This is a genomic window from Psychrobacter sp. Ps1 (genome assembly GCF_022129425.1).
Classification (GTDB): Bacteria; Pseudomonadota; Gammaproteobacteria; order Pseudomonadales; family Moraxellaceae; genus Psychrobacter.
This window is the reverse complement of sequence record NZ_JADQAN010000003.1, coordinates 33,269-45,426: the sequence shown is the minus strand read 5'-3', so window position 1 is coordinate 45,426 and position 12,158 is coordinate 33,269. Positions and strand designations below refer to the sequence as shown.

Genomic DNA, 12,158 nt, shown 5'->3' with positions numbered 1-12,158 from the left:
CGACTGAATCCATGGTAATCGACCGAAGCCCTAATGATAAAAACCACATGAATAGTGAGAGCACCGATGACTCATATCCAATTAAAAAATATCAGTAAGATTTATAATGCCAGTATTACGCAAGCACAGTCTGCATTGGCATTGCTGGCTGAGGGTATGGATAGCATCAAGGTAAAAGAGCAAACGGGCTACTCGGTTGGTCTGTATGATATTAATTTAGATATTAAGGCAGGCGAGTTGCATTGCATCATGGGACTATCAGGCTCGGGCAAGTCAACGCTGATACGCCATATTAACCGCTTGATCGATCCAACCAGTGGTGAGATATGGGTAGATACTGCTCTGAATAGAGATCATGCGACTCACACGATGGCTGATAGGCAATCAGTGATAGATAATATGAGTAAGGCAGTAGAAGAAAGCTCTGCTACGGCTATTAATATTTTAGCGCTCAACGATAAGCAGTTGCAGCATTATCGTCAGCAGACAGTCAGCATGGTTTTTCAGCATTTCGGCTTAGTGCCACACATGACAGTTATACAAAACGTCGCTTATGGGCTGCGTGTCCGAAAAATGAGCGCAAACGAGCGACATGAAACGGCTCGACATTGGCTGAATGAAGTCGGGCTATCAAATCTGGAAAACAGCTACCCTGATGAGCTCTCAGGGGGTATGCAGCAGCGCGTTGGTTTGGCTCGTGCCTTAGCGACGGATAATCCAATTTTGCTAATGGATGAAGCGTTCTCTGCACTTGATCCGCTCATTCGCGCTCAACTGCAAGACCAATTACTCGAATTGCAAGAACGATTGAGCAAAACCATTGTATTTATTACCCATGATATCGATGAAGCTGTCAAAGTAGGTCAGCGTATCAGTATGCTAAATGGTGGTCGACTCATACAAACGGGGACGCCAAGCGAGTTACGGCACAATCCTGCTGATGATTATGTGGAGCAGTTTATGAGTGCAAAAGCGTAAGCCGTGTTAACCATCTATGAATAGATTTTCAGGATAGACTTATACGATGTTTTTATGAATGGTCTGAGTAATTGTTTTATTGGAATTTTACTGTTCTTTTTCGGCAATCAAAAGTGAACTCTGAAATAAATACCAAACTTCGTTATACTGAACGGTTTATCGATGGCTCATAATGAATGAGCGTGTATTGTTTATCGTCCACATATGATGTCGCTTTGTCTATCAAATGACGTTTGTTTCTTATTTTGCAATTTTAAGGCCATAGCATGACCGTTTCTTATGCACCTATTATTACTTCATTGCTTGATAATGATTTGTACAAATTTACGATGTTACAAGCCATGCTGCATCAGTTCCCGCAAACCCATGGTGTTTATCGCTTTCGCTGCCGTAACAATAAAGATGCAGCCTATCCGTTGGCTGATATCCAAAAAGATCTAGAGCAGCAACTAGACAGCTTATGCGAATTGCGCTTTTTGCCAGATGAGCTAGAGTACTTACGTAGCCTACGATTTATTCGCTCAGATTTCGTTGATTATCTAGAATTATTTAAGCTAAAACGTCGTTTTATTACGGTAAGTACAGACGATAAAGGTCGCCTGTTTATCGATATCGAAGGGCCAATGATTCAAGCGATGTTCTTTGAAGTATTCGTATTGGCTATTGTCAATGAGCTGTATTTTAATGCGCTATCTAATGACAGCGTGATTGAAGAAGGACAACGTCGCCTCGATGCAAAAGTAGCGCTATTACATCAATATGCCGAAAAACAAACTCAGTACGGTCAAGATACGCCGCCATTTATAGTCGCTGATTTTGGCACGCGTAGACGTTTTAGTCGACGCTGGCAGGCACATGTAGTGAAGACGCTACATAAAGCCGAGCCAAAGATAGTCGGTGGTACATCAAATGTGTATTTGGCCAAACAATTAGGAATGACGCCGATAGGCACGATGGCGCACGAGTTTATGCAGGCGTTTCAGGCATTAGATGTGCGTCTGCGCGACTCACAAAAGGCCGCGCTTGAAGCATGGGTGCATGAGTACCGTGGCGACTTGGGTATTGCATTGACAGATGTGGTTGGAATGGATGCGTTCTTACGTGATTTTGATTTATATTTTGCCAAGTTATTCGACGGTCTGCGTCATGATAGCGGCGACCCATATGTTTGGGGTGATAAGGCAATTGCCCATTATGAGAAGCTAAAAATAGACCCAAAAACTAAAATTCTAACTTTTAGCGATGGGTTGGATTTAGAGAAGGCGTGGGAGCTGCATCAATACTTTAAAGGTCGCATTAGAACCAGTTTCGGCATCGGCACCAATTTGACCAATGATATGGGCATTACTCCGATTAATATCGTGCTTAAATTGGTAGAGTGCAATGGTCAGCCAGTCGCTAAGCTGTCTGATAGCCCAGGCAAGACCATGATCAATAACGACACGTATCTTGCCTATCTGCGCCAAGTCTTTGAGGTTGATGAGCCTGAATAAGCTAAATATAAGGCTGTGACAGTGTCAAATGAGCTTGATGTAACTAATTTAACTAATCAGCTGCTATCTAGCGGCTGATTTTTATTTAACTATCAACACTGCTAGTAGATTTTTCTTCGGCAAAGGCTGCATCCAGTGCTTGCTGTACAGCATTGATACGAGTCTCGCAAACACGATAAGCGGCAATAGACTCTTCGACCGTTGTCATTAGATTATCAATATCAGGCTCGTCTTGTTGCTGTAGTTCAGCCGCATTGGTCTTTAAAATATCATAAGCCGCCTTAAAGGTTTTTGGGGCGGCTTTTTTGCGTCGGCGAGTAGGGGTAGTCATAAAATTTCCTAATTTTTAAAGGTAAGTAGATGAGTAATCTGTAGATATTATTATGTGGTTAAGTTGGAGTGCCTGAAGTTTCTATCGCTTTCTTATCCGTAGTGATATCGAGAATCTGCGCTTTTGCGTTGCCATCTTTTAAAATGATATGAACGGTTTGTTCAGGATAGAGTTGGGTACTACTAGTGAGAGTCTGCTTGTTTTTAGCATCCGTGAGCATGGTGTAGCCTTGCTTGAGCACGCGAGACGGTCGATGTAATAGCACGATGTCACGTAGATGTTCGCTATCGCGCTGTGCTTGCACAATTTGCTGCTGCGCGTTCTGCATGATTGTCTCTTGATGACTTTTGCTATTGGTAGCGGCTTTTGCGAGCTGTTGATGCGCCAAGGTTTGCGTTTGTGTGTATCGCTCAGCCGTCAGTCTGACTGCTTGCTTTACTTGGCGCTGGGCACTCTGTTGAATACTGCGCCATGCATAGTCACTGTCTTTTCGTAGAGCGGTGAGCTGCCCAATCGTTTGCGACTGTATTTGGCTCAACTGTCGCGCAGTTTGTTGTTCAGCAGTATTCAATTGACGCTGAGCCGCTTGCTTAATTTGTGCCTGATATTGTAGCGTCTGAGTGACGAGCTGGGCCAAGTGGCTATGGATAGCAGCAATCACCTTTGAGGGTGTATCAAAACTGGTATGTGCCACTTCATCTAAGATGACTTTGTCACGTTCATGACCGATACCCACCCAGACAGGGACGGGCTGCTCAGCAACCAAAGCTGCCAGTTCATAATCATTGAGATAAGCCAAGTCACCAACTGCACCGCCGCCGCGAATGATGACCAACAAGTCTGGTAGACGCTGATAAGTATCGTAAAACTGCTGCTGGGCGCTAACGATGGCTTGACGGATTTCAGCGGGCGCATGATTGCCCTGAAAAGTTGCATTATGGTAGTGGAAGTGACACGCACCTGTACTGGCTAAGCGATCGGCATCTGCTTGAAAATCGCCTAAACCAGCCGCCTTTTCAGGGGCGATGACCAGTACATGCTCGATATCAAAAGGGGTAGGTAGCTGCTGATTGAGATGTAATAACCCTTCGCCTGTTAAGCGATCAACCATTTCTGCATATTGCCGGGCCAAGTCGCCTAGCGTATAGCTAGGATCAATATCTTCAATGGTGATTGAAAAGCCGTACTGGGCATGGAACCCTGCCGATACTTTAAGGAGTACGGTCAAATCACGCTCAAGCGGCATACCAGTCGCACGTTCAAACTTAGCTAATATACGAGCAGCTTTGAAACGCCAGAGATTGCCACGGCAGCTGGCGACTACTTTGCCATCGTCGTCTTTTTCTGCTAGTTCAAAGTAGTAATGACCACCTTTACTCGATAGATTACGGATTTCAGCTTTTACCCAGACACGGTGGTCAAAAGTTTGTTTGATGACCATCTCAACCGCTGATAAGTAATCACTTAGGCGTAAGACCGTATCCTCTAGATGGTCTTCCTGCTCAGCGAGTTCTGCCTCTAGAGTGGCCAAATCTTTAGCAGGCGTTAATACTTTGGCTTGTTTGGTGTTTGAAAGATTGGGTTTGCGCATGATAGAAGACCAAAGATGATTAAAACAGAAAAAGCTGATGAGGGCAGGTTAAATACAATAGGGAACAGTTTAACTTAAAACAGCGCGCACAAAAAGCGAAGCCAACAAGCTTTGATTGATATATTATCTATATCTCAGTTTGTTGGCTGTTTAATCAAAGAAGGATTGTATATCACTTAATGTTAGCGGTTAGATCGTAAATCTGTTTCCGTCTAAAAGAAGTTGTCGTGTAGAGAAAAGTAGATGGGTATTTTTAGCTAGATATAGTCGGTTCAAGATAATTCAGATACAAGGAAGGCGAGTGAAAGTGCTACAAATAGTAGATTGAGTGAGCCTGACACTGTATCTGATTTATATGGTATTGACTATGTTTATTGGCAGCGGAAGTTAATGGTGTATTCATAATCATCGCTACGTGACAAATCTGGCGAACCAGTGCCAAAGATTGAGCCAACGACTGCGCCCACTTGTCCAACCATACGGCCAGTACGCTCATTTAAGATACCATTATACTTTACATTGTCATCAACGATAATCACTTGCTTGCTTCGACAGGTTTTTTGCGCACTATCGATCGCATTTTGTTGTGCTTTGACCTTGGTATCAGCGATACCTGTTGTTTCATAGATAGAGTTGGCACGCTGGATAACTGGTGAGGAAGGCGTACTTTGACAAGCGCTCAAAGCAAGTGCAGCCACTAACGTTGCCGTCAAACTGGCAGTTTTATTAAAAGTGTTCATAAATAATTCCTGATTTATATAAGCAGAACGTCTTAGCTATAGGCAAAGCTTTATGAATGTAGCTTATCTAGATATTACCTGTCTAGACAGTTATTGTGTGCTGTATTACGGGTATATTGCCGATGAACCTTGCCCTAGATATAAACCAGTTTAATATCTTAAGAACAGCAATATTGCAAAACTACAGACAACCTTTATTGACCAAAAATAAAACAAGTCGCATCCGTACACAGCAAATCACTTGAAATATAAATTGTATCTAGGATAATTGAGCCATTCATTTTTTATTAATAAGTAATACTATGCAATTAATTCCTGCTCCTGCTGGCGTGCTCGAGGTTGACGCACTGTGGCAAAATGACAATCCTAATGACCCAAATACAGACACGGTGGCGCTGCTATGCCATCCCAATCCGTTGTTTGATGGTACGATGAATAACAAAGTGGTCACCACCATGTATCGCTTTGCCCGTGATAATGGTATGCATGTGGTGCGCTTTAACTTTCGCGGCGTTGGCCAATCGACAGGCGAGCATGATTATGCGGAAGGTGAAGTGGTCGATGCAATGACCGTGCTACAATGGATTGCTGAACAAACCAATGCTCGAAAGCTATGGCTGGGTGGCTTTTCTTTTGGTGGTTATGTCACGGCACGCGTGGCTGAGCAAGTGCTTGAAGCCGCGCATATATGGGGATTGGGTGACTTTGAAGTAACGAAAATCGCCCTTATCGCACCATCAGTCGAAAAAAACGACAGTACTGATATTAATTTGCCTGCAGATAGAACTTTTGAGATTTATGGTAATGCGGATGAGGTGATTGAACCTGATAATATGCAGGTATTTGCAGACCGATTAGGCATTGAAGTCAGCGTGGTCGATGGCGCGGGTCATTTCTTCCATGGTCGCTTATCAGAGCTCAAGGGCTTATTAGACAAGCATAGCTTTGGGCAGGATAGCTAAGTTTATTCATAGCTAACTCAGCTTAATGGTTTCCGTTTTGATATGGCTTGCTTGATAACACCAGCGCTATGCCAAATTATTCTACTATTTTGATATTTATTTAATCCAACGATGAGTCGTATTATGAGTTTATCTCCATTGCAACGTTACGAGAAAGCTGTCAGTACAGATGAGTTTACTCGGGATGAGCAGCAATTTCAGGCCATGAGCTATCTTGATGAGATATACCATCAGCTCATCAATAGCGCACCGCAAAAGAAAGGTTTCTTTGGCTTTTTAAAATCTAAGCCTGTCGCGCCAACGGGTCTTTATATGTGGGGCGGTGTCGGCCGCGGCAAAACATGGATGATGGACATGTTTTATGACTCGTTGACCATCGAGCGCAAGATGCGTCTGCATTTCCATCATTTTATGCAGCGTGTCCATAGAGAGCTTAACAAACTACAAGGTGAGAGCGATCCGTTAGAGAAAGTCGCTGATATTATTTATAAAGAAGCGGTTATCATCTGTTTTGACGAGTTTTTTGTTTCTAACGTCTCTGATGCCATGATATTGGGCGATTTGTTTACTATGCTGTTCAATCGCGGTATTACTTTAGTTGCTACTTCAAACATTGAGCCAGCTGGACTGTATAAAGATGGCTTGCATCGTGACCGTTTTATGCCTGCCATTGCGGAAGTTGAGCGTCATACGACGGTAATGAATATCGATTCGGGAATTGATTATCGTCTGCGCGTATTGCAGCAAGCTGAGTTATACGAAGCGCCACTTACTAAGGCGAACTATCATTGGTTAGCCAACCGTTTTGCGAGCTTGTCGAATAATCAGAAAATCAGCAAAGAGTCCATTACTATCAATGGACGAGAAGTAAAAATCAACGCTTGTACCGAAGATATCTTATTCTGTGATTTCCGTCATCTCTGTATGGCGCCGCGATCAGCCGCTGATTTTATTGAGCTTGCCAAACGATTTAGCACTGTTTTAGTTGACTCTGTGCCAGCGCTAGATGACGACTTGCGTGATCCAACGCGCCGTTTCATTTATCTTGTCGATGAATTTTATGATCGCCGTGTGAAATTATTGGTACGGGCAGAGCAGCCGATTCTAGACTTATATCAAGGAGAGAAGTTGGCGTTTGAGATTGAACGTACTCGTTCACGTCTGCTTGAAATGCAGTCGGAGGACTATCTACGCATGGACCACCGAGTCGAAGATGTTGCGTAGTTTATCGCTGAGTTGAGACTGCCTATGTGTAGCTCTCAACTGCTCTATAGCTGTTAAAAAATAAGAAAATGATATTATTAATAATAAGTAGTGATAGATAATAATAAATAAGGATAAAACAATGACTACAACTGATAATGAAAGCCAAGAAGTAGAAGATAAAAAACTGTCTGTGAAGAACGTAGCGGCGAATGATATCTCCTCTACCAGTGACGAGCTGATAGGTTGGATCAATTCAAGACGCAGTATGGGTAATCTAGATGAGCCAGCACCAACGCGTGCGCAGATTGAATCTGCCATTGAGTGTGCGGCAACTGCGCCAGATCATAAAAAATTGCGTCCGTGGCGCTTCATCGTGACGCAGGGTGAGGCGCGCCACGAGTTAGGCCGTGCCTTGCTCGAAGCTGCCCAAGCAAAAGCGCTACAAGATGGCGAAGAGTTGTCTGAAAAAACCATCACTAAAACTAAAAATATGCCGCTGCGAGCGCCGCTAATCATAACGGCCGTGACTCAAATGCAAGAACACAAAAAAGTGCCACCTTTTGAGCAGATGCTCAGTGCGGGTGCTGCTGTACAAAACCTAATTTTGGCATTAAAAGCCCAAGGATTTAGTACGGTTTGGCGCACTGGGCTGCTGTGTAATGAGCCTGCGGTAAAAGCGTATTTCGGTGTAGGCGAAGATGATTATGTGACCGCTTTTGTTTATACTGGCACAAGTCCCAAGGATGAGTCCAAACGCAAACCTATCGATATCGAACCGTTAGTTCGCTTCGAGTCGTAATGTAGCTCAGTACTGTTTATTAATAAGATTATAATTTCACAAAGTTGTAATTCAAAAATCACAAGGCCAGTAGCTGAGCACGATAGATTCTATTGATAATACGTCAGTCAACACGGATAAAAGAACATGACAAGCCCTAACAATAGTAATAAAAACAACACCAGTGCTAATAATGAAACGGACAAAGAGTCGTCTGAAAAGCATAATGGTATGCTTGCAGGTATTTTTGAGCGAGCAACCAAGTCAGGTCTCGGCCGTAAAAAGTCAAATCCTAGTCCTGTTGAATCAGCTGTGGCAAAGGATATGGCCGACATTCATAGCAATCCAACCAAGCTGCGTTTGGCGTTTTTGGGTGGTGGTAGCTTTGGTACGGCAATGGCAAATTTAGCCGCACGTAATGGCTGTGATACCACGCTGTGGGTACGTAATAAGCGTACCGTAAAAGCAATGGCGAAAACACAGACCAATAAAAAGTATCTACCGGGCTATAAGTTTGATGATCGATTGAAATACAGCCATGATTTGGCGGCAAGCGTCAAAGACAAAGACATTATTTTTATCGCTGTGCCAGGTTTAGCCTTTCGCGAAACGCTAAAAAACATCGCACCTTTTATCAGTGGTCAGTCCATTGTGTCGTTGACCAAAGGTATGGAAAAAGACACCTTTGCGATGATGAGTGATATCATCAAAGAAGTGCTGCCAGAAGTAAATTTTGGCGTCATGTCAGGGCCGAACCTCGCTATAGAAATCATGAAAAACATGCCGTCTGCTACTGTTATCGCAAGTGAGTCAGAGCCATTGCGTCATGCCGTGCAAGCAGCATTACATAGTGCCTTCTTTAGAGTATTTGCTAGTGATGATATACGCGGCGTCGAGCTTGGCGGCGCGCTAAAAAACATCTACGCAATTGCCATGGGTATGGCGGCAGCTTATGAAGTAGGTGAGAATACTAAGGCGATGATTCTTACTCGTGCTTTGGCAGAAATGAGTCGTTTTGGTGTTGAAGAAGGCGCCAATCCGCTCACTTTCTTGGGCTTATCAGGGGTAGGCGACTTATACGCTACCTGTAGCTCAGAGCTAAGTCGTAACTATCGTATCGGTAATATGCTTGGACGCGGTATGAGTATTGATGCCGCGGTCAAAAAGCTTGGCCAAACCGCTGAAGGGGTAAATACTATTCAGCAAGTACATGAAAAGGCGACCAAAGCGGGTATCTATATGCCAATTACTCATGCGCTCTATGCGGTCATTTATGAAGACAAGGCTGCTCTAGGCGTTGCGCTACATCTAATGGAAGCAGGATTCCGTAGCGATGTTGAGTTTGTCATGGCGCATGATCATAGCAATGCAGCACTTACGGCTCATATGAAAACCTCTGGCAGTCATACCAAAAGCAAAGACAGCGATGCTGATAAGTAAGACATGTTATTAGAAGGCAGTATCAAGAGAGTCGAACTTAGCGCTCCAAGGAAGGTTATGAAAATTATATTAGTACGTCATGGTCAAGCAGAAGACGAAACACGTCCAGATAGCGCGCGTCAGCTGACGGACTTTGGTCAGCAGCAAGCAGCGCAGACGGCAGAGTATGTGACCACTCACTATAGCCCAGTTCGTTTTGTGGTTAGCCCTTATATTAGAGCGCAGCAGACTTTATCTGCATTTCAGTCACGAGCGCCGCAAGTAGCCTCATCTGTGCAGGACAATATCACGCCCTCGGATGATGCGCGCCAAGCTTTGATAGATATTGCCAATATTGAAGCTGAGTGTTTGGTTGTTGTTTGTCATATGTCTATCGTCGCCTATATCGCGGGATTGCTGACAGGCGATTATCCTGAGTCATTTTCTCTAGCGGAAGCCAGAGTGTTTGATATGGAGTTTGTGATGACTGGCATGGCAACGGAAGTTGATCGCTTTGTTCCTGACCAGCCTTACTAGACTAGATATCTAATATTTTGATTAGGAACGCTTTGCTAGAGCAGAATTGATTAGATATGACGGATTTAAAATGGTATTGGTACAAAGTTCAGCCCTATATCAATCATATAAAATCGTCCAGCTCTTTCAAAAACCGCATCAATCCTTAACGATATTTTGATAACAGCAGCAATAATTGAGGACACGCTTAGTGTTACATGTTTGGTTACGAGCGCAGCATAGCCCGCTAGCTGTCTGGCACGAAGATGTACAGCAATGGCAAATGGTTGATGGTTGGCAACAGCTGCAAACAATCTATGGTAACTATAAGTCCAGTAGCCAAAAGACGCTTTGTCTATATTTTCCCTCAAGTCATGCGTTGCAAGTGGATACGGCGCTCAATGCTACTCAGCTTAAACAGCTGGGTAATAGCGGCAAACAATATTTATTTGAAGAAACGTCATTAACGCCTATTGAGCAATTAAACATCCGTCAATTGAGCCATACTGATACGACGCAACTGTACGCACTGGCACAAAACGACATTGAATCCTGGCAACAAAGCGCGCAGCTAGCCGGTATGAATATAGTAGCGTTACTGCCAGACTTTTTATTGTTGCCACCGCCAGAAGAGGGCGCAGGTCAACAAGTGACCCTCTATCAAGATTCACAGACTATGCTGCTGCGCCAATCATTGCGTCAGGGTATGGCCGTCAGCTATTTACCGCTAATGTTTGAGCGTTTCCCGCATTTGAGTGAAGTAATGGTCTTGCCATCTATTGAGGCACCTATTGACGGATCTGTTGACTCACGAGATTCATCATCGACAATAGATTTAGTGGCGCAAACTAAAGCGCTGATCGCTGATCATCAGCTGCTACTGACGACTCTGCATAAAGTACCTAAGCCAATTGACAGTCCTGAGCGTCACGCGCTTAATTTCTTTATGAAATCTACTGACTCACAATTATCACCATACCTACGGGTGGCGATGATGGTTGCGCTATCAGCGTTAGTGCTGCAAATGGCAACCGATGGTGTGCAGTGGTACAAGTATAATGAAGCAACCGCCGCAACCAAGACTGCAATTGCGGCACAGTATCAATCTTGGTTCGCCGATGAGCCACTGAGTACGCGCACCAAACTGCAAGTACAGCTGCAACCAAAACTGCGTAGCGATAGCCAAGCGCCTGCATCACATATGGCGGCACTGTCGCGAATATCACCATTAATTAAACAGTCCTCATTGCATGCACAGTCACTGGTAATGCAACCATCAGCGCTCAGTTTCACCTTGATTGCTCCAGATCGCGGTAGTCTTGATAAATTTACGAGCACGCTGGTAGCACAAGGCTTAAATGCCAAACTTGCACAAGTGAATAGTAATGAGCAAGGTCAGTTTAGTGGTCAAGTCACCGTCAATGTGGTAGAAAATAATATTGCAGAAAACAGTGCCATGGCAAATAATGCGGCAGCGTCGTAACTCATCAAGGTATTGGTAATAAAGGTCAAAACATGAAACGATTACAACGCCGTACCAAACGTAATACAGCTGTCTCTGCAACCAGTACTAAGGCTCATGTATTGTCAGAGCGTATGAATAATTATCAAAATGTACTAACGACGCGCTGGCAAGCATTACCTCACCGTGATCAGCTAGCATTAGCTGTATTATCCGTATTTCTACTGTTGTTTATAGGCGGCTATGGTGGCTATAGCGTTCATCAAGCAGCGAGCGATAGTAAAAACGACTATCAGGAGCAAGTGGCAGATTATTTTTGGTTGCGTGCTCAAGCAGGTAATATTGATAATAGTGCATTGAATACTGGGAATAACGCTACTGGAGAGGTTGATATGCCTCCTGCTAGTCGTATTAACGCGCTGCTCAATAACTCAGGTATAGCAGGTGCTCAGGTAGTTGCGACTGGCGATGCAGTACAATTGAGCTTTACGCATCCTAGTCAAGCGGTCGTCAGCACTGCATTGGGTAAGCTTGAACAGCAAGGCTGGCAATTTACACAGTTATCTATGCAGCAAGACCTGACCAATAAATCTATTCAGGTACAAGCAACGGTCACTTCTTAAAATGCATCATTTTGTGATAAGTATTTTAGATGCTTATATCACTGTGTGCTTTTACTCGA

General features: G+C 43.9%; 12 protein-coding genes. 9 read left to right on the top strand and 3 right to left on the bottom strand.

Annotated features, from left to right (window positions below):
- Positions 1-66 precede the first annotated feature (66 nt).
- Positions 67-978: an ATP-binding cassette domain-containing protein gene (locus I3249_RS01945; RefSeq protein WP_238068293.1), complete on the top strand. Its 912-nt coding sequence runs from the start codon at positions 67-69 to the stop codon at positions 976-978.
- 266 nt (positions 979-1,244) lie between these two features.
- Positions 1,245-2,471 carry a nicotinate phosphoribosyltransferase gene (gene pncB, locus I3249_RS01940; RefSeq protein ID WP_238068290.1) on the top strand — a complete coding sequence of 409 codons (1,227 nt, stop codon included), beginning with the start codon at positions 1,245-1,247 and terminating at the stop codon, positions 2,469-2,471.
- Positions 2,472-2,556: 85 nt separating this feature from the next.
- Here pncB and xseB read toward each other — a convergent pair whose 3' ends face one another.
- The 3 genes from xseB to I3249_RS01925 form a co-directional block, all read right to left on the bottom strand.
- On the bottom strand, positions 2,557-2,802 hold the full coding sequence (gene xseB / locus I3249_RS01935; RefSeq protein WP_101205385.1) for an exodeoxyribonuclease VII small subunit: 246 nt from the start codon (positions 2,800-2,802) through the stop codon (positions 2,557-2,559).
- A 58-nt stretch (positions 2,803-2,860) separates the two neighbouring features.
- On the bottom strand, positions 2,861-4,393 hold the full coding sequence (xseA, locus tag I3249_RS01930) for an exodeoxyribonuclease VII large subunit (protein ID WP_238068289.1): 1,533 nt from the start codon (positions 4,391-4,393) through the stop codon (positions 2,861-2,863).
- Positions 4,394-4,764: 371 nt separating this feature from the next.
- The gene (locus I3249_RS01925) at positions 4,765-5,133 is read right to left on the bottom strand and encodes a hypothetical protein (protein ID WP_238068288.1); all 369 of its coding nucleotides are present in this window, start codon (positions 5,131-5,133) and stop codon (positions 4,765-4,767) included.
- A 302-nt stretch (positions 5,134-5,435) separates the two neighbouring features.
- Between I3249_RS01925 and I3249_RS01920 the strand changes: the two genes are divergently transcribed.
- The 7 genes from I3249_RS01920 (at position 5,436) to gspM (ending at position 12,099) form a co-directional block, all read left to right on the top strand.
- The gene (locus I3249_RS01920) at positions 5,436-6,095 is read left to right on the top strand and encodes an alpha/beta fold hydrolase (RefSeq protein ID WP_238068287.1); all 660 of its coding nucleotides are present in this window, start codon (positions 5,436-5,438) and stop codon (positions 6,093-6,095) included.
- A 123-nt stretch (positions 6,096-6,218) separates the two neighbouring features.
- On the top strand, positions 6,219-7,319 hold the full coding sequence (zapE, locus tag I3249_RS01915) for a cell division protein ZapE (RefSeq protein ID WP_238068286.1): 1,101 nt from the start codon (positions 6,219-6,221) through the stop codon (positions 7,317-7,319).
- Between the two features lie 121 nt (positions 7,320-7,440).
- Complete coding sequence (locus tag I3249_RS01910) at positions 7,441-8,100, top strand: nitroreductase family protein (protein WP_269137192.1); 660 nt, start codon at positions 7,441-7,443, stop codon at positions 8,098-8,100.
- 126 nt (positions 8,101-8,226) lie between these two features.
- Entirely contained in the window at positions 8,227-9,519 is a 1,293-nt protein-coding gene (locus I3249_RS01905) for an NAD(P)H-dependent glycerol-3-phosphate dehydrogenase (RefSeq protein ID WP_238068285.1), read from the top strand.
- Between the two features lie 57 nt (positions 9,520-9,576).
- Positions 9,577-10,035 carry a histidine phosphatase family protein gene (locus tag I3249_RS01900; protein ID WP_238068284.1) on the top strand — a complete coding sequence of 153 codons (459 nt, stop codon included), beginning with the start codon at positions 9,577-9,579 and terminating at the stop codon, positions 10,033-10,035.
- 190 nt (positions 10,036-10,225) lie between these two features.
- Complete coding sequence (gspL, locus tag I3249_RS01895) at positions 10,226-11,497, top strand: type II secretion system protein GspL (protein ID WP_238068283.1); 1,272 nt, start codon at positions 10,226-10,228, stop codon at positions 11,495-11,497.
- A gap of 32 nt (positions 11,498-11,529) precedes the next feature.
- Positions 11,530-12,099, top strand: coding sequence for a type II secretion system protein GspM (gene gspM / locus I3249_RS01890; protein WP_238068282.1), 570 nt, complete (start codon positions 11,530-11,532; stop codon positions 12,097-12,099).
- Positions 12,100-12,158: the final 59 nt, after the last annotated feature.

What these genes read in the sequence shown, in the direction of transcription:
- I3249_RS01945 (WP_238068293.1), top strand. Translation starts at nt 67, where the DNA reads ATGACTCATATCCAATTAAAAAATATCAGTAAGATTTATAATGCCAGT.
- pncB (WP_238068290.1), top strand. Translation starts at nt 1,245, where the DNA reads ATGACCGTTTCTTATGCACCTATTATTACTTCATTGCTTGATAATGAT.
- xseB (WP_101205385.1), bottom strand. Translation starts at nt 2,802, where the DNA reads ATGACTACCCCTACTCGCCGACGCAAAAAAGCCGCCCCAAAAACCTTT.
- xseA (WP_238068289.1), bottom strand. Translation starts at nt 4,393, where the DNA reads ATGCGCAAACCCAATCTTTCAAACACCAAACAAGCCAAAGTATTAACG.
- I3249_RS01925 (WP_238068288.1), bottom strand. Translation starts at nt 5,133, where the DNA reads ATGAACACTTTTAATAAAACTGCCAGTTTGACGGCAACGTTAGTGGCT.
- I3249_RS01920 (WP_238068287.1), top strand. Translation starts at nt 5,436, where the DNA reads ATGCAATTAATTCCTGCTCCTGCTGGCGTGCTCGAGGTTGACGCACTG.
- zapE (WP_238068286.1), top strand. Translation starts at nt 6,219, where the DNA reads ATGAGTTTATCTCCATTGCAACGTTACGAGAAAGCTGTCAGTACAGAT.
- I3249_RS01910 (WP_269137192.1), top strand. Translation starts at nt 7,441, where the DNA reads ATGACTACAACTGATAATGAAAGCCAAGAAGTAGAAGATAAAAAACTG.
- I3249_RS01905 (WP_238068285.1), top strand. Translation starts at nt 8,227, where the DNA reads ATGACAAGCCCTAACAATAGTAATAAAAACAACACCAGTGCTAATAAT.
- I3249_RS01900 (WP_238068284.1), top strand. Translation starts at nt 9,577, where the DNA reads ATGAAAATTATATTAGTACGTCATGGTCAAGCAGAAGACGAAACACGT.
- gspM (WP_238068282.1), top strand. Translation starts at nt 11,530, where the DNA reads ATGAAACGATTACAACGCCGTACCAAACGTAATACAGCTGTCTCTGCA.